Here is a 23,385-nt window from a genome sequence, read left to right as displayed (position 1 = left end):
ACCCTTTCAGCCGAGCCAGGACGGCAGGCGGGCGGGCGCACGCCCGCTCACGATCGCCTCGACGCAGTCGTCGAGCGTGCCGAGGCGAACGGCGCAGCCCGACAGGCCCGGACCGTAATGGGCGTACTTGCCCGAGTTCGTCAGGACGACGCGCGCGTCGGGTGGAAACACGGGGCGCGAGATCGAGCACCAGCACAGGTCGCCGATCACCTGGACGCCGGATCGCGACAGCCGGGCGATCAGCCCCTCGCGCGTCGCTTCCGCCAGAACCTGGCGCCCGGCGGTGACGATCGCGTGGACGCCGGGGTGAAGCGGTCGCCCCGCCAGCCTCTCGGCCAGAGCGCGGCATTCCTCCAGCGAGGCGTGCGGGCTGCCGATGGCGACGAGGTCCACCGCCTCCGGGCCGTTGTTGAGCCTTTGCCACCCGGTTCGCAGCTCGTCATGCCCGATCCGGACGGTATCGGCCTGCGGGTCGAGCCGGTCCGCTTCCGGCGTCACGCCCTCGACATGCAGCATCGGGGCGGCCGAGGTCGTGCCGAAGGCCGCGCACAGCGCCTTGAGGTCGTCGCGGCCGGGCTCGGCCGCCGCGAGGCCGCGCAGGAGCGGGATGCAGTCCGGCGAGGCGAGGCCCGCCAGATAGCCCGCGAGCGGCCAGAAGCTGTCGCCGGCCCCCGGTGGACAGCTGAACTCGACGATCCGGCGGGCCATGCGCTCGGCATCGAGATAGGGGCCCGACAGGGGCGCGCGTCCGGTGATCGCGATGCACAGGTCGAGGAAGTCGGGATGCTTGGCGGTGCGCGCCCCGAGCACGCTGTTGGCGAAGATCACGGCGTTGGATTCCGACCAGCCGATCGCCTCGTCGCGCGCCGGCGCGCCGTCGAGGAGATAGGGCGCGCAGGTGAAGGTCGGCCGGCAGCCCATCGCGACATAGCTGTCGGCGAGGCGCGCGGCCGGTGCGCCGAAGCTTTCGGGCACGCCCTGCGCGCGCCAGTTCGCGTGGTCCACCGAGATCGCGTTCATGGTGGCGGGAACGCGCACCCGCGCGCCGAGCCCCTCCATCGCCTCGGCGAAGACGAGGTTGGCGGGGCTGGCATAGATGCAGCCGTCGATATGGACGCGCGTCACGTCGGTGAGCGAGGCCGCGCCCTGTTGGCGGGCGATCGCACAGAGGATGCGCATGGCAAGCGCCGCCGCCGGGCCTTGCGCGCCGTCGAGAAGCAGGCGGTCGCTGTTCGAGAGCGCGAGCGCGCCTTCGGGCAGCGGACGGACGGGGATGGACCCCGCATCCGTCTCGATCGCCTCCGACCCGATCCGCGCCTCGCGCGCCTCTGCCAGCGCCCGGAAGGCGTCGGCGTCGAGGCGCACTACCGGGATCGACCGCTCGAACATCTCGGCGGCCACCAGCGCGCCGAGCGTCGCGACGTCTTCGGGTTCCGCGAAGGCGAGGGCGGCCGGCGCGAAGCCCGCGAGCGCGAGTTCCAGCACGACGCCCGAGCCCGTGCAGGAGCCGCGCGTCGAGGAGACCGCGACCACCGCCCCCGCCAGCGAGGCGCCGTGCTGGGGATGGTGGACGTCGATGATCCGGCCGCTCGCCGGATCGACGCCGCCCCAGAAGCTCAAGGGTTCGGTGAGGTGGAGCACCCGTCCCGCCGCTCGGCCGGGCAGGACGGAGAGGGCCGCGCCCGGCACGGCGTCAGCGCACCACGAAGCCGTGGGCGAAGGGATCGCGGTCGTCGATGAAGAGGGTGTTGATGCCGGTCTGGCGCGCCCATCCCGCGATCGAGGGCACGATGGCGGATTTGTTGCCGACGCGTGCCTCGCGCTCGACGCGCCCGCGGAAGAGCGAGCCGATGATGCTCTCGTGAACGAAGTCGTCGCCGACGGCGAGCTTGCCCTTGGCGGCCAGCTGCGCCATGCGCGCCGAGGTGCCGGTACCGCAAGGCGAGCGGTCGATCGCCTTCTCGCCGTAGAACACGGCGTTGCGGGCGTGGGCCTGCGCGTCGCGCGGAGCGCCCGTCCAGAGGATGTGGCTGAGGCCCCGGATCTCGGGGTGCTCGGGATGGACGAACTCGTACTTTTCGTTCAGCGCCGCGCGCAGCTTCGGCGACCAGCCGACGAGCTCGCCCGCCGTGTGGTCGGCGATGTCGCGGAAGTTCCGCTGCGGTTCGACGATGGCGTAGAAGTTGCCGCCATAGGCGACGTCCACCACGATCTCGCCGAGGCCCTCGACCTCGGCCGTCAAACCTTCGGAGTGGAGGAAGCCCGGCACGTTGGTGAGGCGCACCTCCTCCACGAAGCGGCCCTCCTGGCGGAAGGAGACGTCGACCCGGCCGGCCGGCGTGTCGAGCGCGAGGCGGCCCGGTTCGCGCGGGCGCACGAGGCCGTTCTCCACCGCCATGGTGACGGTGCCGATCGTGCCGTGGCCGCACATGGGCAGGCAGCCGCTCGTCTCAATGAACAGGACGCCGACGTCGCAGTCGGGGCGCGTCGGGGGGTAGAGGATCGAGCCCGACATCATGTCGTGGCCGCGCGGCTCGAACATCAGGCCGGTGCGGATCCAGTCGAACTCGGCAAGGAAGTGGGCGCGCCGCTCCAGCATGGTGGAGCCCTGCAGCAGCGGGCCGCCGCCCGACACGAGGCGCACGGGATTTCCGCAGGTGTGGCCGTCGAGGCAGGAGAAGGTATGGTTGGCCATCGGTGTCTCAGAAGCGTTGGGGCGAGAAGGGGGCGAGGTCGATCGCGGGCGGGCGCTCGGCCGCGAGATCGGCGACGAGCCGGCCCGTCGCGGCCGACTGCGTGAGGCCGAGATGGCCGTGGCCGAAGGCGTAGACGATCTGGCGGCTGGCGCGCGAGCGCCCGATCACGGCGAGCGTGTCGGGCATGGAGGGGCGGTGCCCCATCCAGGGCCGGGCGCCCTCGAGATCGAGGCCCGGCAGGAAGCCCTGCGCCTTGCGGAGCATGGCGTCGGAGCGCTTGAAGTTCGGGGCGAGGTCGAGGCCGCCGATCTCCACCGCCCCGCCGATGCGCACCCCTTCGGCGACCGGGGTCGCGACGAAGCCGTGGCCGTTGAAGTAGAGCTGGCGGCGCAGCGGAAAGGCGCCGGCGGGAAGCGTCACGTTGTAGCCGCGCTCCGACTCCAGCGGCACGCAGTCGCCGAGGCTGGCCGCCAGACGCTTCGACCAGGCGCCCGCCGCCAGAACCGCGAATCTGGCGAGGATCGCCGGCTCGCCGTCGCCGAGCACGATCTCGGCGCCTCGCGCCACGGGGCGGATCGCCTCGACGCGCGCCCGGCGGATCGCGACGCCGCGCCCCTCCAGATAACGTCCGAGCGCTTGGGTGAACTCGCGCGGTTCGCGCACCTGGCGCCCCTCGGCCGAGTACACCGCCGCCGCGTGGAAGCGGCCGGCGATGCCCGGCTGGACCGCCTCGATCGCGTCGCGCCCGCGCAGCACCTCGAAGCGGATGCCCGCGCTCCGCTTCAGCGCCCAGTCGCCCTCCGTTCGGCGGAAGGCGTCCTCGCCGTCGTAGAGGTCGAGCGTTCCGGCCTCGCTCACGTGGTTGCCGAGGCCTGCCTTCTCGACGGCCGCGCTCATCGCGGGCTCGGCGAGGCGGTTGAGGGCGCCCTGCGCGGCGAGGATGCGAGCGTAGCTCTCGGGCCCGCTCGCGCGGATGAAGCGCAGGAGCCAGGGCGCGGCGCGCAGCGCATAGGACGGGCGCACGCTCAAGGGACCGAGCGGGTCGACCAGCCAGCGCGGCACCTGGCCGAGCAGTCCCGGCGAGGCGAGCGGCAGGATCTCGGGATAGGCGAGGATGCCGGCGTTGCCGGCGCTCGTGCCGGAGGCCGGTCCCTCGCGGTCGAGGACGAGGACTTGGCGTCCCTCGTCGGCGAGCGCCAGCGCCGTCATCAGGCCGACGATGCCCGCGCCGACCACGACCGCGTCGTGCTCGGACCGGGATGGCTCGGGCTGCGCGCTCAATGGGTGGCCGCCAGGAACTGCCGCGTCTCGGGTCGCTTGGGCGCCTCGAAGAGCTCGTCGGGCGGTGCGATCTCGGCCATGACGCCCTGATGGAAGAAGGCGACGCGGTCCGACACCTCGCGCGCGAACTTCATCTCGTGCGTCACGCAGATCATGGTCATGCCCTCGCGCGCCAGCATGCGCAGCGTGTCGAGCACCTCGCCGACCAGCATCGGGTCCAGCGCCGAGGTCACCTCGTCGAAGAGCATGTATTTCGGCGACATGGCGAGCGCGCGGGCGATCGCCATGCGCTGCTGCTGGCCGCCCGACAGGCGGCTCGGATAGACGCCGAGCTTGTCGGCGAGGCCCACATGCGTGAGCTGCCTGACCGCGATCTCCTCGGCCTCGCGCTTCCCCATGCCCAGCACCTTGCGGGGCGCCAGCATGACGTTCTCGATGACGGTCAGGTGCGGAAAGGCGTTCCACTGCTGGAACACGATGCCGACCTTGCGGCGCAGCTTGTCGAGGTCGGTGGAGCGGGCATGCACCTCCGTTCCGTCGATCAGGATCGAGCCGGAATCGATCCGCTCCAGGCCGTTGATGCATGTGAGGAGGGTCGACTTGCCCGAGCCCGAGCCGCCGATGACGCTCAGGACCTCGCCGGTCGCGACGGTCAGGTCGATTCCCTTGAGGACCTCGAGCGGCCCGAAGGATTTGCGTACGTTCCGGATCTCAATCATGGGGCGACCAGCGTTTCTCGAGATGTCCGCCGAGCCTGGCGATGGGGAAGCTGATGAGGAAGTAGATGGCGCCGCAGACCAGGAGGATGAAGAGCGGCTCCTGCAGGCGCGTGACGAGGATCTGCGAGGCGCGCAGGAGCTCGATCAGCCCGAGCCAGAGCACCAGCGCCGAATCCTTCATGACGCCGAGCGTCAGGCCGATCCAGGAGGGCAGGGCGATGCGGGTGGCGAGCGGGGCGACGATCGACGTCATGTCCTGCCGCCAGGTGAGACCGAGCGAGCGGGCGGCGCGGCGCGTGGTCGGCGGCACGGCCTCGATCGAGCCGCGCACGATCTCGGTGCAGTAGGCCGCCGTATAGAGCGAGAGCACGACGCAGGAGGTGGTGAAGGGGCCCCAGCCGAGCTTGGCGATCGCCTGGAAGGCGTTGCCGAGCACGAGCTGGATCAGGAGCGGCACGGAGCGGAAGACGTCGAGCACGAAGGTAAGCGGCGCCGACCAGTAGGGACCGGCCTGGAAGCGCAGGATGCCGAAGAGGATGCCGAGCACGGTTCCCCCCGTCACCGCGATCGCGGTGACGGCGAGCGTCATGCCCGCGCCCCGCAGCAGGAAGAGAAGGTCGTTCCAGGTCATGGCGGTTTCGAACACAGGCCCCGACCTCAGTAGCGGAACAGGCGCGCGGCGAAGAGCCGGGCGGCGAGCGTGACCGCCTTGGCGATCAGGTAGTAGATCACGGCGGCGATGGCGAAGAACTCGAAGGTGCGGAAGGAGCGCGCGTTCAGCTCCTGCGTGACGCCCGCCAGATCCGTGTTCATGCCGACCGTGACGCCGAGCGAGGTCATGAGGATCGCCCAGACCATCTGGTTGGTGGCCGGCAGGAAGGCGATGCGCAGCATCTGCGGCAGGACGATCAGACGGAAGGCCTGGAGCGAGCCCATGCCGAGCGAGCGGCCGGCGCGGGCCTGCGTCTCGGGAATGGCCTTCAGCGCGCCGCGGAAGTTCTCGGCGAGATAGCCGGCATTGTTGAAGGCGATGCCCATCAGGAGCGAGGTGAAGGGGCTGAGGTGGATGCCGAAGGCGCCGAGGCCGAAATGGGCCATGTAGATCTGGAACAGGGCGGGCGTGTTGCGCGCCGTCTCGACCCAGGCCGCCGCGAAGCCTCGCAGGATGCGGCTTTCGGAGCGGCGGAAGAGCGTCAGCGCCACCGCGACCACGAGGCCGATCGCCATCGACAGGAGCGCGATCTCGAGGGTCACCAGCGCGCCGTCGAGCATGCGGGGCAGGGCCTGGAACGCCTGGTTCCAACGGAAAGTGTAGCTGAACATGGCCTCGGACGCCGATGGTGAGGTAATGGCGGCGCCCGGTCCTCCCGACCCGGCGCCGCCCGAAGCTTAGCGCTTCGTGAAGCGTGGCGCTTCGTGAAGCGAAGCGTTCTTCTTAGCGGTAGACGCCCGGCGCCGTCAGGTTCGGCGCCTCGCCGCCCACCCACTTTTCGTAGAGCTCCTTGTAGCGGCCGCTGCGCACCTGGTGGTTCACGAAGAGGTTGAGGTAGTTGATGAGGCCGTACTCGTCGCGGTTCGTGAACAGCGAGACGTAGTCGATGTCGAAGGGCGCCTTGCCGACGACGGCGATGTTCTGGAAGCTGCCCGACTTCAGGTTGGCCTGGGCGACGGTCGAGGTGGAGACGGTCGCGTCGAGCTGGCCCTGGCTGAGCGCCAGAAAGACGTCGGCCTGCGTCTGGTAGGGGCGGAACTCGCCCGTGCCCCACTGCTTGACCTGATTCTCGAGCGCGATCGCCTCGTAGGTGCCGGCGGTCGCGCCGACCGTCTTGCCCTTCATGGTCTCGAACGAGGTCACGCCCGACTTGGTGTTGGCCGTGACCGCCATCTCGAAGGCGAAGTAGGGCACCGAGAAGCCGACCGTCTTGGCGCGCTCCAGCGTGTCGGAGGTCGAGGCGACGCCGACGTCGACGCGGCCCGACATCAGCGCCGGAATGCGCTCGGGAAACGGCGTCTCGACGATCTCGGCCGTGACGCCGAGCGCCTTGGCGAGGTCGTTGCAGTAGTCGACATCGAAGCCGACCGGATTGTTCTGCGCGTCGCGCGAGCCCATGGGCGGGAAGTCCAGCACCACGGCGCAGCGCAGCGTGCCCGAGCCGATGATGTCGTCGAGCTTGTCGGCCTTGGCGGGCATTGAGAGCGCGGCCACCGCCAGGGCGGTGCATGCGAGGAACTTGATCTTCATGGCCAGTTATCCCCTGCTCGATGGTCGGGTCGAAGGACCGGACGCTCCGTCGGCGACGCCAACCAAACAAATATACAAAAAGTGTGCAAGAGCATTTAGGGTGCTCTGGACGCGGATGCGCATCATGGTGGACGCATCACGCAGCGCAAGACGAGGGGAAACGCGATGACGCAGGTCGAGCCAGCCATGAGACAAGGGCGCCGGATCGCGGTCGCGGATCTCGCCGAGCAGATCGAGGCGATCCTGCGCCGGCACGGCCTGAACGAGGTGCAGGCCGGCGCGCTCGCGCGAACCATGGTGGCGGGCGAGCGCGACGCGTGCAAGTCGCACGGCATCTACCGGATCGAGGGCGCGCTGCGCACCGTGGCCGCCGGCAAGGTGCGCCCGGACGCCGTGCCGAGGCTGGCGGAAGAGGGCGAGGGGCCGATCGTGCGGGTCGATGCGCAGCACGGATTTGCCAACCCTGCCTTCGAGCTCGGCGCGCCGGCTCTGGCGCGGGCCGCCAGGCGCCACGGGCTGGCCGCGCTCGTGATCAACGACTGCACCCATTTCGCCGCGCTCTGGCCCGAGGTGGAAGCGCTGGCGGCCGAGGGGCTGGCGGCGCTCGCGCTGTGCCCGAGCTATGCGAGCGTCGCGCCGGCCGGGGGCATCCGGCCGCTACTGGGCACCAATCCGCTCGCCTTCGGCTGGCCGCGCCGGGAAGGGCACCCCTATGTCTTCGATTTCGCCACCTCGGTCGCCGCGCGTGGCGAGCTGGAGCTGAAGCGACGCGCCGGGGAGGAACTGCCCGAGGGCTGGGCGATCGACCGGGACGGACAACCGACGCGCGACCCGGAAGCCGGGCTCGCGGGCGCGATGCTTCCCTTCGGCGGCCACAAGGGATCGGCGATCGGCACGATGATCGAGCTTCTCGCCGGGGTCATGATCGGGGACCTGACCAGCCCCGAGGTCCTCGACAAGCTCGGCACGACGACGCTCGCCCCGATGCATGGCGAGCTGATTCTCGCCTTCTCGCCCGAGCACTTCGCCAGGGGGCGGCCGGGCGATCCGCTCCAGCGGGCCGAGGCGCTGTTCGAGGCGATCCTCGGCCAGGGCGCGCGCCTGCCCTCGCAGCGCCGCTTCGCCGCCCGCGCCGTGTCCGAGCGCGACGGCATCGAGCTGACCGGGCCCGAGTTCGCGCTTCTGGACCGGCTTCTGAACGGTGCGGCCTGAGGGCTCCCCTGCCGCGACGCTCACGCGTCTTCGCCCGTCGCGGGTGCTTCTGAAACCCGGTTTCCTGTGGTTAAAGTGAGTTGAAAGGTGTTCGGCGCCGCGCCCGGCGCGTCCCGAACGCCCGCCTATCGGCACCAACGCACGGGAAACGCCCATGGATGCCTCGCGCAACACCCCCCGGACCGCCGCAACCCTGACGGGCGAGACCGACCGCGCCTCAGCCAAGCTTGGGCTGAAGCTGCGGCTCTCGCGTCAGACCAAGGGCCTGACCCTGAAGGAGCTGGCCCTGCGGGCCGGCTGCTCGGAAAGCCTCCTGTCCAAGATCGAGAACGGAAAGGCCTCGCCCTCGCTGCCCATGCTGCACCGGCTGGTCGAGGTGCTCGACACCAATATCGGCCGCATGTTCGAGGAGGTGGACGGCGAGGAGGGCATCGTCTTTCGCGCCGGCCATCGCCCGCTGATCGCGCTCGATCCGCTCCGCCAGGGCGAAGGGATTTCGCTGGAGCGGGTCATCCCCTATTCGGCCGGCCATCTCCTGCAGTGCAACATCCACCATATCGACGCGGGCGGCGCCAGCGCCGGACCCATCCGCCATGCCGGCGAGGAGGTGGGTTACGTCATCGCGGGCGAGATCGAGCTGACGGTGGGCGAGCGCGCGTTCCAGCTCTCGGCCGGAGATTCCTTCGTGTTCCAGTCCGAACGTCCCCACCATTACCGCAACACGGGCGCGGAGCGCGCGAGCATCTTCTGGGTGAACACGCCGCCGACATTCTGAGCGCCGCAGCGGGCGGATCTGGTCGAACACCCCGCCGAGACGGCGTTGTCGCGACCCGCAGGATGCCACGTGTTTCATCATGCGCTGCACAAAAAGAGGGCGCACTGCAAAATCGCTCGTTCACTGTTCAATCGTGTTGACAGCGCTTCAAGTCTCTTGAATTCTCCGGATGCCGCCGACGGCACGGCCCGCGGACGGAGCCGCCCGATCCACCGATCCAGGAGACTCGACATGCGCCTCTCTGCCCTTCTCACCGGCGGCGTCGCCGCTCTCGCCTTTGCCGCGGGCCTCGGGGCCACGTCGGCGATGGCCGACACGTTCGCGCTGGTCACGATCAATCAGCAGGCCCTGTTCTTCAACCAGATCAACGACGGGGCGAAGGCCGCCGCCAAGGCTGCCGGCGCCGAGCTGGTGATCTTCGACGCCAACAACGTGCCCGCCGCCCAGAACACGGCGATCGAGAACTACGTCACCCAGAAGGTCGACGGCATCATCCTGATCGCGATCGACGTGAACGGCGTGAAGCCCGCCATCACCGAGGCCAAGAAGGCCGGAATCCCGGTGATCGCGATCGACGCGCAGATCCCGAACGGCGACAACGTCTCGTTCGTGGGCGTCGACAACACCAAGGCGGGCGAGGAGATCGGCAAGTTCTACGCCGACTACGTCAAGAAGGAGATGAAGGGCGAGGCGAGCGTCGGCGTCGTGGGCGCGCTCAACTCCTTCATCCAGAACCAGCGCCTCGACGGCTTCAAGAAGGCGGTTGAGACGAGCGGTGCGAAGGTCACCTTCCTCGATACGGTGGACGGGCAGAACGTCCAGGACGTGGCGCTGGGGGCGGCCGAGAACCTGATGACCGCGAACCCCACCATGACGACGCTCTACGCCACCGGCGAGCCGGCGCTGATCGGCTCGGTCTCGGCGGTCGAGAGCCAGGGCCGGCAGAGCGACGTGAAGGTCTTCGGCTGGGACCTCACCGCGCAGGCGGTGAAGGGCATCGACGAGGGCTGGGTCGCGGCGGTCGTGCAGCAGGACCCGGCCGGCGAGGGCAAGGCCGCCGTCGAGGCGCTCGCCAAGATCAAGAAGGGCGGGACGGTCGAGCCCGTCATCAACATCCCCGTGACGATCGTCACCAAGGCGAACGTCGACCAGTTCCGGGGCATGTTCAAGTAGGCGCCCGAAGCTTGCCGTCGGCGCCTGAAGCTTCGGCCAGGCGCCCGAAGCCCGAAGGCGGGGCGTCTCGCCCCGCCCCCACATCTCCCGCGCGAGCCACGCCATGACCGCCATTCCCGACCGGGTCGCGATGACCGGCATCTCCAAGCGATACGGCCCGATCCAGACGCTCCACGACGTCTCGCTCCATCTCGCCCCCGGCGAGGTGCTGGGGCTGGTGGGCGACAACGGCGCCGGCAAGTCGACGCTGTCCAAGGTCCTGTCGGGCGCGGTGGTGCCCGATTCGGGCACGATCCGGATCGACGGACAGGAGGTCGCCTTCGCGTCCCCCGCCGACGCGCGCGCCGCCCATGTCGAGATGGTCTACCAGGACCTTTCGCTCTGCGACACGGTGGACGTCGCGGGCAACATCTTCCTCGGCCGCGAGCCGCGCCGCTCCTTTGGCGGCCTGAAGCTCCTCGACAAGCGCCGTATGCACGACGATGCGCGCGCCATGCTGGAGAGGCTCGGCATCGTGATCGCCGACACGCGCCTCATGGTCGAGAACCTGTCGGGCGGCCAGCGCCAGTCCATCGCCATCGGGCGCGCGGCCTCGTTCGACCCCAAGGTCCTGATCATGGACGAGCCGACCGCCGCGCTCGCCGTCGCCGAGGTCGAGGCGGTGCTCGAGCTCATCCGCACCGTTTCGGCGCGCGGGGTGAGCGTCATCCTGATCACCCATCGCCTGCAGGATCTCTTCCTCGTCTGCGACCGCATCCAGGTCATGTATGAGGGCCGCAACGTCGCCGAGCGGCGGGTCGAGGACACCAACATCGAGGAGGTCGTGAACCTCATCGTCGGGCGCAAGTTCCAGGCCCGCTCGGCGCGGGCGCAGGACGCGGAAGGAGGACGGGCATGACCCCAAACGGTATCGTGGGCGGCGAGGCCCCCCTCCATGCGCCGGCGGCGGCCGCGCGCGTGCGCAAGGCGACCGTCCGCGATCGCTTCCTTGCCAACGGCGCGGTCGGCTCCATCGCCATCTTCTTCGTGGTGGTCTGCGTCTTCTTCGCCTTCGCGACCGACGCCTTCCTGTCGACGCCGAACCTTCTCAACGTCATCCGCCAGTCCGCACCGCTCCTGATCGTGGCGGCCTCCATGACCTTCGTCATCACGACAGGCGGCATCGACCTGTCGGTCGGCTCGGTGCTCGCGCTGGTCTGCGCCCTGTCGGCCGCGCTCCTGCAACTGGGCGTTCCCTGGCCGGTGACGATCCTCGCCATGCTGCTGCTCGGCGCCCTGATCGGCGCCCTGCAGGGCTTCTTCATCGCCTACGAGGGCATTCCCGCCTTTATCGTGACGCTGGCGGGGCTCTCGGTGATCCGAGGCGTCGCGCTCCTGATCACGGGCGGCTACTCCATCCCGATCGAGCCCGACAGCATGTTCGTGACGCTCGGCCGCGGCTGGTTCCTGGGCGTGCCCATTCCCGCCTGGATCGCGCTGGCGGCGCTTCTCGTCGCCTATCTCGTCTTCAACGGCACGCGCTTCGGCCGCTACGTCACGGGCATCGGCGCCAACAAGGAGGCGGTGCGGCGCGCGGGCGTCGACACGCGGCGAACCCTGCTCGCGGTCTACATGCTGTCCTCAACCGCGGCCGCGCTTGCCGGCATCGTGCTCGCCGGCCGCCTCGGCTCGGGCTCGTCGAATTCGGGGCAGGGCTTCGAGCTCGACGTCATCGCGGCGGTCGTGCTCGGCGGCACCTCGCTCTTCGGCGGGCGCGGCACGATGGTGGGGACGGTCCTCGGCGCGCTCACCGTCGCGGTGATCGCCAACGGGCTGATCCTGTCGCACATGTCGCCCTTCCTGACGCCGATCATCACCGGCACGATCATCCTCGTCGCGATCTGGCTGAACTTCCGCCTGTTCCGCGGCGCCGGCCGGGGACGCTGATCCGATGGCGCTCGATTTCCAGGAGCGACCGCGCCGCCGCGTGGAGGAGACCGGCATCGGCGTGCGCTCCGGCTTCGTGATGACCGTGGACGGCCCCGTTCCGGTCGGCGAGATGGGCGTGACGCTCATGCACGAGCACATCCTGATCGACGGCGCGAAGAGCTGGCGCTGCCCCTGCCACCCGCCCGACCCGGTGCTGAACGAGGGGCCCGTGCGCCTCGAGATCATCGGCGAGCTGCGCATGAACCCCTACATGAACCGCGACAACGTCTCGCTCGACGATGGCGACCTCGCGCTCGCCGAACTCGGGCAGTTCCAGGCGCTGGGCGGCCACACGGTGGTGGACCCCACCAACTTCGGCATCGGGCGCGAGCCCGAGAAGCTGCGCCGCATCTCGCGCATGAGCGGTCTGAAGATCGTCATGGGCTCGGGCTTCTACCTCGAGTTCAGCCATCCCGAATGGCTGAAGCGCATGGACGTCGACGAGGTGGCCGAACTCATCGTGCGCGATGTCGGGGGCGCCGGCGAGAAGCCGGACATCATGGCCGGCATCATCGGCGAGGTCGGCGTGTCCAAGGACTTCACGCCCGAGGAGCGCAAGTCGCTGCGCGCCTCGGCGCGGGCCTCGGCCCGCACCGGGGTTCCCCTGTCCATTCACCTGCCGGGCTGGGAGCGGCTCGCCCACGAGGTGCTCGACGTCGTGGAAGGCGAGGGGGCGGACCTTCGTCACACGGTCCTGTGCCACATGAACCCGAGCCACGACGACCTCGGCTACCAGACGAGCCTGGCCCGGCGCGGCGCCTTCCTGGAATACGACATGATCGGCATGGACTACTACTATGCCGACCAGGACGCGCAGTGCCCGTCCGACGAGGAGAACGCGCGCGCCATCCGGGCGCTTGTGGACGCCGGGCTCGCCGACCGGCTGCTCCTCAGCCAGGACGTCTTCCTCAAGATGATGCTGACCCGCTACGGCGGCTTCGGCTACGCCTACGTGCTCCGCCACTTCGTGCCGCGCCTGATGCGCCACGGCATCCCCCGGGACGCGATCGACGCGATCCTGACCGAAAACCCGCGCGCCGTCTTCTCGGCCGCCGCCTGACCCCCGAACACCAGGAAAACCGCATGACGCGCAAGAAGGTCCTCCTCGCCGGCGAGAGCTGGGTGTCCACCGCGACCCACATCAAGGGCTTCGACCAGTTCCCGACCGTCACCTACCACCAGGGCGCAGACGAGCTCCTGGCGGCGCTGAAGGACAGCGCCTACGACATCTCCTTCATGCCCGCCCACCAGGCGCAGCGCGACTTCCCGCAGTCGATCGAGGCCCTGCGCGCCTACGAGGCGATCATCCTGTCGGATATCGGCGCCAACACGCTGCTCCTTCATCCCGATACCTGGATCCACTCCAAGCCGACGCCCAACCGCCTGAAGCTCCTGCGCCAGTATGTCGAGGAAGGCGGCGCTCTCCTGATGTTCGGCGGCTACTACTCGTTCCAGGGCATCAACGGCGGCGCGCGCTACGCCCGGACACCGGTCGAGGACGTGCTGCCGGTCACGTGCCTGCGCTTCGACGACCGCGTCGAGGTGCCGGAAGGCTTCGCCCCGGTCGTCACCGGCGATGCGTCCCACCCGATCCTCCAGGGTCTCGGCCGCGAGTGGCCGACGCTGCTCGGCTACAACGAGGTGGAGCTGAAACCCGGCGCCGAGGTGCTGGCGACGGTCTCGGCCGAGTACGGCTCGCAGCCGCTTCTCGTCACGGGCACCTTCGGCCGGGGCCGCTCGGTGGTCTGGACCTCGGATGTCGGCCCGCACTGGCTGCCGGGCGACTTCATCCGCTGGGACGGCTACGCCAGGCTCTTTGCGGCCATGCTCGACTGGGCGACCGCGAAGTAAGGGGCGAGGCGCGCGATGGCGGTCCATGTGGTCGGCAATGTCGGGCTCGACACGACCTTCCGGCTCGCGCGCTTTCCCGAGCCGGGCGAGACGCTGAACGCGAGCGCGGTCACCGTGGCGCTGGGCGGCAAGGGGGCCAACCAGGCGCTCTCCGCCCAGCGGGCGGGCGCGGTCACGACCCTCTGGGCGCCGCTAGGCGCGGACGCGGAAGCCGAGGCCGTGCGTCGGGGGGTGGAGCGCGAGGCCATGCCGACGCGCGGGCTCACCGTCCTGCCGGACACGCCGACCGACCGCTCGACCATCCTCGTGGACGAGGGCGGCGAGAACCTCATCGCGAGCGCGGTCGACTGCGCCCGGCGCTTCGACCCGCTGGCGAGCGGCTGGCTGGGGCAGGCGGAGGCGGGCGATGTCCTCGTCCTCCAGAACAACCTCGCGCCGCAGGCCACCCGTGCCGCGCTCTCGCGCGGCCGCCCCCTCGGCCTGAACACCGTCCTCAACGCCAGCCCGCTCGGCCAGAACGAGGCCGTGCCGGTCGATCTCGCCGACGTCGTGGTCGTCAACCGCGTCGAGGGCGAGGCGCTGACCGGCGAGCGCGAGCCGGGCCGCATCGCGACGGGGCTTCTCGGTCGAGGCGCGAGGGCTGCCGTCGTCACGCTCGGGAGCGAGGGCGCCGTGGTCCAGGCGGCCGGCGAGGGCGAGGCGCGCCGCCACCCCGCCGAGCCGGCGCGCGCGATCGACACGAGCGGGGCGGGCGACGTCTTCTGCGGAACGCTCGCTGCCCGCCTGTCGCTTGGCGAACCGCTCGACCGGGCCGTCCGCCTCGCCATCGCGGCGGCGGCCGTCGCCGTCACCCGCCACGGCACCTTCGGCTGCGGGCCCACCCGCGCCGAGTTCCAGATCATCGAGACGAGAGAAAACGCATGACCGCCCCTTCCAAGCCCATCGGACAGACCTCTGGCAACGCGCTCCAGGAGATCTTCGGGCGCTCGCGCGTCCTGGTCGGCGTGGTGCATCTGGCCCCGCTGCCGGGCAGCCCGCGCTTCGACGGCGAGGCCGTGGAGACGATCTACCAGCGCGGGCTGGACGACGCGCGGGCCTATCTCCACGGCGGCTGCGACGGGGTGATCGTCGAGAACCACGGCGACGTACCCTTCTCGAAGCCCGACGCGATCGGCCCGGAGACGGCGGCGCACATGTCGGTGGTCTCAGACCGCATCCGCCGCGAGCTCGGCCGCCCGCTCGGCATCAACGTCCTCGCCAACGCCGCGATCCCCGCGCTCGCCATCGCCAGCGCCTCGAACGCCAGCTTCGTGCGCGTCAACCAGTGGGCCAACGCCTATGTCGCCAACGAGGGCTTCGTGGAGGGCGAGGCGGCCCGCGCCATGCGCTACCGCGCGGCGCTGCGCGCCAAGGGCGTTCGCATCTTCACCGACGCCCACGTCAAGCACGGCGCCCACGCGATCGTCGCCGACCGGCCGGTCGAGGAGCAGGTCAAGGACCTCGTCTTCTTCGACGCCGACGTCGTGATCGCGACCGGCCAGCGTACCGGCCACGTGGCCGAGCTGTCCTACATCCGCATGATCAAGGAAGCCGCCAACCTGCCGACGCTGGTGGGCAGCGGCGTCACGAAGGAGAACCTCGGCGACATCCTGTCCGTCGCCGACGGCGTGATCGTCGCGAGCTCGCTGAAATACGACGGCGTCTGGTGGAACCAGGTCGACCCGGATCGCGTGAAGGCCTTTACCGCCGGGCTCGCGCGGTGAAGGCCGGTCCGGCGATCCGGGAGGAGCGGCTTCACGATCGCCTCGCCCGCTTCGCCCGGATCGGCGCGACGGCGCGCGGCGGGGTGAACCGGCAGGCGCTGACCGAGGGCGACCGCGAGGCGCGCGCGCTTCTTGCCGAGCTGGGCAGGACGCGCGGCTTTGCCCCGCGGCAGGACGCGGCGGCCAACCTCTTCCTGCGCCGGGAAGGGCGCGATCCATCGCTGCCTCCGCTCATGCTCGGCAGCCATCTCGACACGCAGCCGACCGGCGGTCGCTTCGACGGCGCGCTCGGCGTTCTTGCCGCGCTGGAGGTACTGGAAGCGCTGGAGGATGCCGGCGTGGAAACGCCGCGTGCCGTCGAGCTCGCCTGCTGGACCAACGAGGAGGGCAGCCGCTTCGCGCCGGGCGCGATGGGCTCGCAGGCCTTTGCGGCCGGCGCGCTCGCGCCCGAGTGGCTGGAGGCTCGAAGCCCGGACGGCGCACGGCTCGCCGACGAGCTGGACGGGACGCTCCGGGCGCTGCCCGGCGTGCCGATCGCTCGCCTGGGCACGCCGCTCGCCGCCTATCTCGAGCTGCATATCGAGCAGGGCCCGGTGCTGGAGCGCGAGAACATTCCGGTCGGCGTCGTCACGGGCATCCAGGGCACGGTCTGGCTGGAGGTCGTCATCGAGGGGCGCGCCGCCCATGCGGGCACGACGCCGCTCGCCTTCCGGCGCGATCCCATGGTGGCGGCCGGCGCGATCCTCCACACGCTTCACGAGGGCATCATGCCGGGCGATGACGACGCCCGCTTCACGGTCGGCCGGATCGACGCCTATCCCGGCTCGGTCAACGCGATTCCCGAGCGGGTGACCTTCTCGGTGGACCTGCGCCACCCCGATGCCGAGACGCTCGGTGAGCTGGAGCGAAGGGTGCGGGCGGTCTGCCGGCGCGAAGCGGAGCGCGCGGGCTGCGCGCTGACGCTGCGCCCGCTCGTCCATATGCCGCCGGTCGCCTTTCCCGCCGCGATGGTCGAGCTCGTCGAGGCGGGAGCGCGGCGCGCGGGACTGGCCAGCCGGCGCCTCGTGTCGGGCGCCTTCCATGACGCCCTCTACCTCGCCTCGCGCGCGCCGGCGGCCATGATCTTCTGCCCCTGCCGCGACGGCGTCAGCCACAACGAGGCCGAGGACGTGGAGCCGCGCTTCGTGGCTGCGGGCGCGACGGCCCTTCTGGAAGCGGCGACCGGGTTCCTGCGCAGCTCCGCTCCCGCCGCCGCCTGAGGCCGTCAGGGAACCAGAAGCGCGGTTCCGATCCATCCGAACTGCCGGGCCTCTTCCAGAAGCTCGAAGGCGGGCCAGGCCAGCAGGAAGGGGAGGCCGTCGGCCAGGGTGCGAACGACGCGTCGTGGCCGGACCTCGATCACCGGGACGTCGCGCCAGGCCGACAGGCGCGGGCCGAAACGCGGCACCCTCCGGCGGTAGCTCTCGTAGTCCGCGCCGAACTCGGCGGCGAGGAACTGCTCCTCGCGCGCGATCACGAAGCGGAAGATCGCGGCGACCGCCAGCGCCAGGACCAGCCCGACCGTCAGGCTCCCCGACAGAGCGCCGACGCCGAACATGGCGAGGTAGGTGAAGACGTAGAGCGGGTTGCGGCTGATCGAATAGGGTCCGAGGTCCACGATCTCGCGCGTCTTGCGCCCGCCAATATAGAGCGAGCACCAGGCCCGCCCCAGAACGCCGACGGCGATGGCGCAGAAGCCGAGCGTTTCCATCGTGTCCTCGATGAGCGAGTTCTCCGCCCAGAGGGGGCCGATCGCGACGCAGACGGCGAGGAGCGCCAGTCCCGACAGGCGCAGCACCCGTTTGCGGCGCTGCTGGACGAGGCCAATGTCGATGGCGTTCATGAAGGGACCCTCGCCGTTGCGTTCGGTACGAATCGATGCCGCCGCTATGAACGGCAATCGGGGCGACACGCGGACGCCGCCGACCGCTCTCCCGACCGCGTGCCGTTCCACGACCGGCCCGGCCCTTCAAGCTCCTTGAGGTAGGGTTAACGAAGGGTTGACGTTGCCGCCGCGCGCGAGATCCCGATATCGGAGGCAAACGCTTCGGGAGTCGTCGGATGTTGCCCTTGATGTCAGGACCGGACCCGCATGGCTTCGGAACGCTGGCGCTCGCGATCGTCGTGGGGGCGGGCGGGGCGCTCGTGGCCGTTTCCACGCTCATGGGATGGGCCGCGCTGGAACTGATGTGCCTCCTGGAACAGGTTCGCGAAGCCTGAACCGGGCGCATGGCGCGGCAGCCACCGGGACGGCAAGCTTGCGCCAGGCTCTGGTGGCGCCTACCTCCTCCAGCGACTGGAGGAGCGTGCACGACGATGACCAAGTCTGTTCCGATCGGCGAAGCCTCGCGCGCCAGCGGCATCAAGGTTCCGACGATCCGCTACTACGAGCAGATCGGCCTTCTGGCCGCGCCGCCGCGCACCGAGGGCAACCGCCGGCTTTACGACGCCTCCGACCTGCGGCGGCTGCGCTTCATCCGCCATGCCCGCGAGCTCGGCTTCGAGATCGAACCGATCCGCGAGCTTTTGGCGCTCGCCGGTGAACCCGATCGCCCCTGCGAGAGCGCGGACCGGATCGCCGCCGCGCACCTGGCCGACATCGACCACAAGATCGCCCGGCTGAGCGCCTTGCGGGCCGAGGTCGCCCGCATGGCCGACTGCACCAATCATTCGGTCGCCGGGTGCCGCGTGATCGAGGTGCTCGGCGACCACGGCGAGTGCATCAGCGAGACGCACTGACCGCCGCCTCCTTGCCGCCGCGTCAGGCCGCCACGCGCCCCGCGTCGACCTCGACCGTCAGGTGGGAGAGGTCGTGGATGTGGGCGAGCTTGGCCCGGTAGGCCGATAGCGGCAGCGGACGCTCCGTCGCGATCGAGACGATCGCCGCGTGGTGGCCGGGTCCGACCTGCCACACGTGGAGATCCGTGATCCGGTCGCCCCCGGTCTCGATCGCCTCGCGGATCTCGTTCGGGAGGTCCTCGCCTTCCGGCACGTAGTCGAGGAGCACGGCGCCCGCGTCGCGCACCAGCCCCCACGACCAGCGGGCGATCACGAGAGCGCCGACGATGCCCATCGCGGGGTCGAGCCAGATCCAGCCGTAGAGGCTGCCCAATGCCAGGGCCGCGATCGCCAGCATCGAAGTCATCGCGTCGGCGAGAACGTGGAGATAGGCGGCCCGAAGGTTGTTGTCGCGTCCGCCCGCGTGACCGGCCGCGCCGTTGTGGTCATGGCCGTCGTGGCCGTGGTGCCCATGGCCGTGATGGTCGTCCTTCAGGAGCCAGGCGCTCGCGAGGTTGACGACGAGCCCGCCCACGGCGACGCCGATCGCCTGCCCGAACGAGATGGGCACGGGCGAGGCGAGGCGCAGGGCGCTCTCGTAGGCGATGAAGAGGGCGATCAGCGCCAGGATCACCGCGCTCGCGAAGGCGGCGAGGTCGCCGAGCTTGCCGGTGCCGAAGGTGAAGCGCGGGTTCTGCGCATGGCGGCGCGCGAAGCCGTAGGCGAGCCCCGCGATCAGCATGGCGGCTGCATGCGTCGACATGTGCAGACCGTCGGCGACGAGCGCCATGGAGCCGTAGACCGTGCCCGCCACGATCTCGATCCCCATCATGGCGACCGTCAGCGCGATCACGGCCCAGACCTTCCGCTCGTTGCGGGCGTGCCCGTCTCCGAGGAAGACGTGGGAATGCCCGGCCGTGTGGTTCGTCGTCGACATCGTACGCGTCTCCGTCACTTCAGGTAGGTCCGCACGACCGCGAGAAGGTCGGCGGCGCCCTTGGCGCGCTCCGGGTCCGCCTCGTGTTCGGGGTCCACGACGTGGTTGCGCACATGCTCCTCGATCAGCTCTACCGTCAGCCCGTTCAGCGCCCCACGGATCGAGGCGACGAGCTGGAGCGTGTCGCCGCACGGCGCCTCGTCCTCGAGGCTGCGAGCGACGGCCTCGAGCTGCCCTTGCAGGCGGCGGACGCGGGCGACGAGCCGGGTCTTGTCTTTCGCGAGATGTCCCATGGGGTAGCCCCCTACCCTATAGGGGGTAGCGGAGGCAAGCCTCGCTTCGCCGTGGAAGCGGTTCAGGCAGCCTGCGTCAGGCGCGGGGCGCCAGCGCGCCCATGCAGGAGTTCGGCGACCGACGCCGCGTCGACCGGCCTCGAGAAGAGATAGCCTTGTCCTTCCCCGCAGCCGAGGGACCGGAGGAGATCGGCCTGGTCCTCGGTCTCGATCCCTTCCGCGATCGTGCGCACCGCAAGACCGTCGGCCAGCGCCATGACCGAGCGCAGCACCGCCATGGAATGGCGGCTCCCGCGCCCGTCGATCACGAAGCTTCGGTCGATCTTGATCTTCGAGATCGGGAAGCGATGGAGGTAGCCGAGCGAGGAGTAGCCCGTGCCGAAGTCGTCGAGCGCGAAGGTCACGCCCAGCGACAGGAGGTCCGCGAAGATCGAGGCGAGACGGTCGTTCTCGCCGACGAAGGCCGACTCGGTGATCTCCAGCTCGAGCCGGCGGGGATCGAGACCGGAGGCCGCCAGCGCGCGGCGCACCGCGCCGCGCACGTCGCCGGCCGCCAGCTGGAGCGGCGACACGTTGACCGCGATCCGGACGGTTTCGGGCCATGTCGCGGCGTCGCGGCATGCGATCTCCAGGACGCGCGCGCCGAGCTCGTGGATGAGGCCCATCTCCTCGGCGACCGGGATGAAGGCGGCGGGAGACACGAAGCCCCGCTCGGGATGGCGCCAGCGCACGAGCGCCTCGGCACCGGTCCACATGCGGTCGGACAGTCGCAGCTGCGGCTGGTAGGCGACCTCGAAGGCACCGCTGTCGATCGCCTGCTTGAGGTCCGCTTCCAGGGCCAGCCGGTCGAGGCGCGCGGTCTCCATGCCGGCGTCGAAGGCGACGATCCGCCTCTCGGCGGACCGCTTGGCGCGATAAAGCGCGACGTCGGCCCGCCGCCGCAGGGTCGCGGCGTCGCGGCACCCGTCCCCGATCCCGGCGATGCCGACGCTGGTGCCGACCGAGACGCGGTGGCCGCGAACCGTCAGCGGCTGCACGATCGCCGCTTCCAGCCGCTCCGAGACGTGGAGCGCGACGGCCGCGTCGGCGGCGGACAGGAGCACCACGAACTCGTCGCCGCCGATGCGGAAGAGGGCGGCGTCCTCGGGCAGGATCGCCGCGGCCCGTCGCGCGGTCTCGGCCAGCACCGCGTCGCCCGTGGCATGACCGAGCGCGTCGTTGACGCCCTTGAAGCGGTCGAGATCGAAGGCGAGGAGCGTGACGGGGTCGCCGGCATCGAGCCGCGCGTCGAGGGCGGCCTCCAGCGCGCGCCGGTTGCCGAGGCCCGTCAGGCTGTCGTGGAGGGCGGCAAAGCGCAGCGTCTCCTGCATGCGCTCGCGCTCGGTAACGTCGCGCAGCATCAGCGCGCCGAAGCGGAGCCGGCGGGCCGGCCGGCCCCGAGCCGCCTCTCCGTCGAGCCAGAAGGAGGCGACCGCATATTCGAGGAGGCGCTCGTCGGGCGCCGCCCCGACCGCTTCGATCCCGCGAAGCCTCGCGCCGTGCGCGGTCTCGCTTCCGAGGTCGGCCATGCTCCGGCGCAGCGTCGCGCCGAGGGCCGCGGGAAGATCCTCGATGCCGGCGTCCCGGGCGAGGCCGAGGAGACGGCGCGCGGCCTCGTTGGTGCGCAGGATGCGGCCGGCGTCGTCGGCGAGGATCACCGCGTCGAACCCGTCGTCCACGACGCGCTCCAGAAGGCGCAGCGTGTTCTGCGTCTCGCGGCGGGCCTTCCACAAGAGCAGCCCGCGCAGGCCGAACTCGCGCGCCGCGCTCCAGCCCACGAGACCGGCCAAGGCCACGTGCAGGCCGCCCGTCTGAAGCATCGCGGCGTCCCGCACGTAGAGCCAGACCGCCAGCGCTTCGACGAGCATCATGCCACAGCTCAGCACGAGGAGGCTCCGCCGCATCGAACAGCGCGTCGCGACGACGGCCCCGGCCGCTGCCACGAGAAGGAGGAGGGCAAGCGGGGGCGTCCAGGTGGTCAGCGCCCGGTCCTGGAGGAGCGTCTCGGTCGCCAGGGCGATCACGGTCGATCCCGACACGATCCCCGCGCGCGGAACCGGGAAGAGGTCGTGAAGCTCGATCGCGCTCGCGCCGACGATCAGGCTCTTGCCGCGAACGACGGCGGGATCGACGCGGCCCGCGAGAAGGTCCGTGTAGGATACGCGCGGGATCGTCGCCGCCTCGATGCCGTGGTCGATCCCGAACTCGCCGCCCGACGCCTCGCGGTTCGCCAGAACCGAGGGCATGGCGGCGACCACTTCCTCACCGATCGGCGTGGCGCGCGGAAACCGGCGAACCCGGCCGTCTCCGTCGAGCGGCACGTTCACCGAGACCGGCCAGGAGGCGTCCAGAAGCGGAGCGATCGGCAACGAGGCGCGCAGCTGCCCCGAGAGGGTGGTGTCGGGCCGCTGGAAGGCGGCCAGGAACGTATCGACGCCGCTCTCGCCGAGCGCTTGGGCAAAAAGCGCGTCGTCCTTCGCCCCGGAGGCCGAGGAGAAGTCGACGTCGAAGGCGATGCCGGCCGCGCCGGCCTTTGCCGCGGCCCGGACGAGCTCGCCATGGAGGCGGCGCGGCCACGGCCAGACGCCGACCTCGGCGAGGCTCTTCGCGTCGATATCCACGAGCACGACCTGGCCCGAGGCCGCACGCGTTCCAGCCGCGAAGCGCAGGTCGCCGAGCGCGGTGTCGAGCGACGGCGTCAGGCCGGACAGGCCCGCTGCCGCCATCAGAAGACCTACGGCGATAAGGCCGGCGACCCCGGCAAGACGCCTGGCAAGCGGCTTTGAGGCCGGGGCCGGCGGAGTTTGATGCGAAACACCCATGCCCGATACCGGCCCTCAGCCGTTCGCCTACTTCTTGCCGCCGCCGTTTCCGTTGCCGTTTCCGTTGTTGCCCTTGCCGTTCCCGCCGTCGTCGTGGGAGCCGTTCGGGCCGCCGTTCCCGTTGCCGTTGCCGTTGTTGCCCTGGCCGTTGCCGCCGCCGTTGGAGCCGTTGGGGCCACCGTTTCCGTTGCCGTTGCCGTTGTTGCCCTGGCCGTTGCCGCCGCCGTTGGAGCCGTTGGGGCCACCGTTTCCGTTGCCGTTTCCGTTGTTGCCCTGGCCGTTGCCGCCGTCGTTGGAGCCGTTGCCGCCGCCGTTGCCGTTACCGTTGTTGCCTTGGGCGTTGCCGCCACCTTCAGAACCGTTGGGACCGCCCTGATTGCCCCCGCTGCCGCTCGACGTGTTGCCACCTCCGCTGGTTCCGGTGTCGCTGCCCTTGGAGCCGCTCCCGGCGCTCGTGCCGCCCTCGTTCGACCCCGCGCGCCCGGCGGCGGCCGTTTCTCTCGACGCCGCCCCGCCGACCGCCTCGGACGCGTCCCGATCGCCGCCATTGGAACTGAGCCCGCCGCCGAAGCCACCGAAGCCGCCCGCGCTCGGCGCGTCGGTCCGGCTCTCGGCGCGCGCGGCGGCTCCGGCCGCGAAACCGAAGGTCCGCGTGGACGCCTCGACGCTGGCGCGCGCGCGCTCCGCCGCCGGTTCCGCGCGGAAGCCCTGGAGCGTCTGCCCGGCCGGCGCGACGCTCGCCGCGGCCGGGCGGCCCGGCGACACGGCGGGCGCCTGCGGGCCTGCGGTCTGCAGAC

23 protein-coding genes and 1 pseudogene are annotated in these 23,385 nt (G+C 70.7%); 12 read left to right on the top strand and 12 right to left on the bottom strand.

What is annotated here, in order from left to right:
* Positions 1–6: 6 nt before the first annotated feature.
* The 7 genes from AUL35_RS10235 to AUL35_RS10205 form a co-directional block, all read right to left on the bottom strand.
* Positions 7–1,689, bottom strand: coding sequence for an aconitase X (locus AUL35_RS10235; protein WP_062014539.1), 1,683 nt, complete (start codon positions 1,687–1,689; stop codon positions 7–9).
* 4 nt (positions 1,690–1,693) lie between these two features.
* Positions 1,694–2,695, bottom strand: a complete 1,002-nt coding sequence (locus AUL35_RS10230; protein ID WP_062014538.1) for a 4-hydroxyproline epimerase — start codon at positions 2,693–2,695, stop codon at positions 1,694–1,696.
* Positions 2,696–2,702: 7 nt separating this feature from the next.
* Positions 2,703–3,977, bottom strand: a complete 1,275-nt coding sequence (locus AUL35_RS10225) for an FAD-binding oxidoreductase (protein ID WP_082666247.1) — start codon at positions 3,975–3,977, stop codon at positions 2,703–2,705.
* Positions 3,974–4,696 (bottom strand): amino acid ABC transporter ATP-binding protein, encoded by a 723-nt coding sequence (locus AUL35_RS10220; RefSeq protein WP_062014537.1) that lies wholly within the window; start codon positions 4,694–4,696, stop codon positions 3,974–3,976. Before AUL35_RS10220 ends, AUL35_RS10225 begins: the two co-directional genes overlap by 4 nt.
* A complete protein-coding gene (locus AUL35_RS10215) occupies positions 4,689–5,342 on the bottom strand; it encodes an amino acid ABC transporter permease (RefSeq protein ID WP_062014536.1) in 654 nt (217 codons plus the stop codon). Before AUL35_RS10215 ends, AUL35_RS10220 begins: the two co-directional genes overlap by 8 nt.
* 11 nt (positions 5,343–5,353) lie before the next feature.
* Positions 5,354–6,019, bottom strand: a complete 666-nt coding sequence (locus tag AUL35_RS10210) for an amino acid ABC transporter permease (protein WP_062014535.1) — start codon at positions 6,017–6,019, stop codon at positions 5,354–5,356.
* A 112-nt stretch (positions 6,020–6,131) separates the two neighbouring features.
* Positions 6,132–6,938 (bottom strand): transporter substrate-binding domain-containing protein, encoded by an 807-nt coding sequence (locus AUL35_RS10205; protein ID WP_062014534.1) that lies wholly within the window; start codon positions 6,936–6,938, stop codon positions 6,132–6,134.
* A gap of 186 nt (positions 6,939–7,124) precedes the next feature.
* Here AUL35_RS10205 and AUL35_RS10200 point away from each other — a divergent pair, with 186 nt between their 5' ends.
* The 10 genes from AUL35_RS10200 to AUL35_RS10155 all read left to right on the top strand — a co-directional run bounded on the left by AUL35_RS10200 (position 7,125) and on the right by AUL35_RS10155 (position 16,939).
* Positions 7,125–8,150, top strand: a complete 1,026-nt coding sequence (locus AUL35_RS10200; protein ID WP_062014598.1) for an Ldh family oxidoreductase — start codon at positions 7,125–7,127, stop codon at positions 8,148–8,150.
* Positions 8,151–8,304: 154 nt separating this feature from the next.
* The gene (locus AUL35_RS10195) at positions 8,305–8,925 is read left to right on the top strand and encodes a cupin domain-containing protein (RefSeq protein ID WP_082666246.1); all 621 of its coding nucleotides are present in this window, start codon (positions 8,305–8,307) and stop codon (positions 8,923–8,925) included.
* Positions 8,926–9,156: 231 nt separating this feature from the next.
* Positions 9,157–10,098, top strand: a complete 942-nt coding sequence (locus tag AUL35_RS10190; RefSeq protein WP_062014533.1) for a substrate-binding domain-containing protein — start codon at positions 9,157–9,159, stop codon at positions 10,096–10,098.
* Positions 10,099–10,201: 103 nt separating this feature from the next.
* Complete coding sequence (locus tag AUL35_RS10185) at positions 10,202–10,996, top strand: ATP-binding cassette domain-containing protein (RefSeq protein WP_062014532.1); 795 nt, start codon at positions 10,202–10,204, stop codon at positions 10,994–10,996.
* The gene (locus tag AUL35_RS10180; protein WP_082666245.1) at positions 10,993–12,024 is read left to right on the top strand and encodes an ABC transporter permease; all 1,032 of its coding nucleotides are present in this window, start codon (positions 10,993–10,995) and stop codon (positions 12,022–12,024) included. The genes AUL35_RS10185 and AUL35_RS10180 overlap by 4 nt, the downstream gene beginning before the upstream one ends.
* 4 nt (positions 12,025–12,028) lie before the next feature.
* Positions 12,029–13,126, top strand: a complete 1,098-nt coding sequence (locus AUL35_RS10175; protein ID WP_062014531.1) for a phosphotriesterase — start codon at positions 12,029–12,031, stop codon at positions 13,124–13,126.
* 23 nt (positions 13,127–13,149) lie between these two features.
* Positions 13,150–13,917: a glutamine amidotransferase gene (locus tag AUL35_RS10170; protein ID WP_062014530.1), complete on the top strand. Its 768-nt coding sequence runs from the start codon at positions 13,150–13,152 to the stop codon at positions 13,915–13,917.
* Between the two features lie 15 nt (positions 13,918–13,932).
* Complete coding sequence (locus AUL35_RS10165) at positions 13,933–14,841, top strand: PfkB family carbohydrate kinase (RefSeq protein WP_062014529.1); 909 nt, start codon at positions 13,933–13,935, stop codon at positions 14,839–14,841.
* Positions 14,838–15,680, top strand: coding sequence for a BtpA/SgcQ family protein (locus AUL35_RS10160; RefSeq protein WP_062014528.1), 843 nt, complete (start codon positions 14,838–14,840; stop codon positions 15,678–15,680). The genes AUL35_RS10165 and AUL35_RS10160 overlap by 4 nt, the downstream gene beginning before the upstream one ends.
* On the top strand, positions 15,677–16,939 hold the full coding sequence (locus AUL35_RS10155) for a Zn-dependent hydrolase (RefSeq protein ID WP_062014527.1): 1,263 nt from the start codon (positions 15,677–15,679) through the stop codon (positions 16,937–16,939). Before AUL35_RS10160 ends, AUL35_RS10155 begins: the two co-directional genes overlap by 4 nt.
* 5 nt (positions 16,940–16,944) lie before the next feature.
* Here the strand turns inward: AUL35_RS10155 and AUL35_RS10150 are convergent, their stop codons facing one another.
* Positions 16,945–17,562 carry an isoprenylcysteine carboxylmethyltransferase family protein gene (locus tag AUL35_RS10150; RefSeq protein ID WP_062014595.1) on the bottom strand — a complete coding sequence of 206 codons (618 nt, stop codon included), beginning with the start codon at positions 17,560–17,562 and terminating at the stop codon, positions 16,945–16,947.
* A 227-nt stretch (positions 17,563–17,789) separates the two neighbouring features.
* Here AUL35_RS10150 and AUL35_RS22075 point away from each other — a divergent pair, with 227 nt between their 5' ends.
* Both AUL35_RS22075 and AUL35_RS10145 read left to right on the top strand, forming a co-directional pair.
* Positions 17,790–17,939: a hypothetical protein gene (locus AUL35_RS22075; protein WP_156417930.1), complete on the top strand. Its 150-nt coding sequence runs from the start codon at positions 17,790–17,792 to the stop codon at positions 17,937–17,939.
* Positions 17,940–18,035: 96 nt separating this feature from the next.
* Positions 18,036–18,458: a helix-turn-helix domain-containing protein gene (locus AUL35_RS10145; protein ID WP_062014526.1), complete on the top strand. Its 423-nt coding sequence runs from the start codon at positions 18,036–18,038 to the stop codon at positions 18,456–18,458.
* 22 nt (positions 18,459–18,480) lie between these two features.
* Here the strand turns inward: AUL35_RS10145 and dmeF are convergent, their stop codons facing one another.
* The 4 genes and pseudogenes from dmeF to AUL35_RS22565 form a co-directional block, all read right to left on the bottom strand.
* Complete coding sequence (dmeF, locus tag AUL35_RS10140; protein ID WP_062014525.1) at positions 18,481–19,434, bottom strand: CDF family Co(II)/Ni(II) efflux transporter DmeF; 954 nt, start codon at positions 19,432–19,434, stop codon at positions 18,481–18,483.
* A 14-nt stretch (positions 19,435–19,448) separates the two neighbouring features.
* Positions 19,449–19,727 carry a metal/formaldehyde-sensitive transcriptional repressor gene (locus AUL35_RS10135; RefSeq protein WP_062014524.1) on the bottom strand — a complete coding sequence of 93 codons (279 nt, stop codon included), beginning with the start codon at positions 19,725–19,727 and terminating at the stop codon, positions 19,449–19,451.
* Positions 19,728–19,789: 62 nt separating this feature from the next.
* Positions 19,790–22,492: an EAL domain-containing protein gene (locus AUL35_RS10130; protein ID WP_192847080.1), complete on the bottom strand. Its 2,703-nt coding sequence runs from the start codon at positions 22,490–22,492 to the stop codon at positions 19,790–19,792.
* Between the two features lie 123 nt (positions 22,493–22,615).
* Positions 22,616–23,385 (bottom strand): annotated as a pseudogene (locus AUL35_RS22565) (hypothetical protein); the annotation flags it as partial.

The sequence above is a fragment of the Aureimonas sp. AU4 genome (genome assembly GCF_001463765.1).
Lineage (GTDB): Bacteria > Pseudomonadota > Alphaproteobacteria > Rhizobiales > Rhizobiaceae > Aureimonas.
The sequence above is the reverse complement of the archived record's forward strand: the minus strand, read 5'-3'. Positions and strand labels throughout refer to the sequence as shown.

What these genes read in the sequence shown, in the direction of transcription:
- AUL35_RS10230 (WP_062014538.1), bottom strand. Translation starts at nt 2,695, where the DNA reads ATGGCCAACCATACCTTCTCCTGCCTCGACGGCCACACCTGCGGAAAT.
- AUL35_RS10220 (WP_062014537.1), bottom strand. Translation starts at nt 4,696, where the DNA reads ATGATTGAGATCCGGAACGTACGCAAATCCTTCGGGCCGCTCGAGGTC.
- AUL35_RS10210 (WP_062014535.1), bottom strand. Translation starts at nt 6,019, where the DNA reads ATGTTCAGCTACACTTTCCGTTGGAACCAGGCGTTCCAGGCCCTGCCC.
- AUL35_RS10205 (WP_062014534.1), bottom strand. Translation starts at nt 6,938, where the DNA reads ATGAAGATCAAGTTCCTCGCATGCACCGCCCTGGCGGTGGCCGCGCTC.
- AUL35_RS10200 (WP_062014598.1), top strand. Translation starts at nt 7,125, where the DNA reads ATGAGACAAGGGCGCCGGATCGCGGTCGCGGATCTCGCCGAGCAGATC.
- AUL35_RS10195 (WP_082666246.1), top strand. Translation starts at nt 8,305, where the DNA reads ATGGATGCCTCGCGCAACACCCCCCGGACCGCCGCAACCCTGACGGGC.
- AUL35_RS10190 (WP_062014533.1), top strand. Translation starts at nt 9,157, where the DNA reads ATGCGCCTCTCTGCCCTTCTCACCGGCGGCGTCGCCGCTCTCGCCTTT.
- AUL35_RS10185 (WP_062014532.1), top strand. Translation starts at nt 10,202, where the DNA reads ATGACCGCCATTCCCGACCGGGTCGCGATGACCGGCATCTCCAAGCGA.
- AUL35_RS10180 (WP_082666245.1), top strand. Translation starts at nt 10,993, where the DNA reads ATGACCCCAAACGGTATCGTGGGCGGCGAGGCCCCCCTCCATGCGCCG.
- AUL35_RS10175 (WP_062014531.1), top strand. Translation starts at nt 12,029, where the DNA reads ATGGCGCTCGATTTCCAGGAGCGACCGCGCCGCCGCGTGGAGGAGACC.
- AUL35_RS10170 (WP_062014530.1), top strand. Translation starts at nt 13,150, where the DNA reads ATGACGCGCAAGAAGGTCCTCCTCGCCGGCGAGAGCTGGGTGTCCACC.
- AUL35_RS10165 (WP_062014529.1), top strand. Translation starts at nt 13,933, where the DNA reads ATGGCGGTCCATGTGGTCGGCAATGTCGGGCTCGACACGACCTTCCGG.
- AUL35_RS10160 (WP_062014528.1), top strand. Translation starts at nt 14,838, where the DNA reads ATGACCGCCCCTTCCAAGCCCATCGGACAGACCTCTGGCAACGCGCTC.
- AUL35_RS10150 (WP_062014595.1), bottom strand. Translation starts at nt 17,562, where the DNA reads ATGAACGCCATCGACATTGGCCTCGTCCAGCAGCGCCGCAAACGGGTG.
- AUL35_RS10145 (WP_062014526.1), top strand. Translation starts at nt 18,036, where the DNA reads ATGACCAAGTCTGTTCCGATCGGCGAAGCCTCGCGCGCCAGCGGCATC.
- dmeF (WP_062014525.1), bottom strand. Translation starts at nt 19,434, where the DNA reads ATGTCGACGACGAACCACACGGCCGGGCATTCCCACGTCTTCCTCGGA.
- AUL35_RS10135 (WP_062014524.1), bottom strand. Translation starts at nt 19,727, where the DNA reads ATGGGACATCTCGCGAAAGACAAGACCCGGCTCGTCGCCCGCGTCCGC.
- AUL35_RS10130 (WP_192847080.1), bottom strand. Translation starts at nt 22,492, where the DNA reads ATGGCGGCAGCGGGCCTGTCCGGCCTGACGCCGTCGCTCGACACCGCG.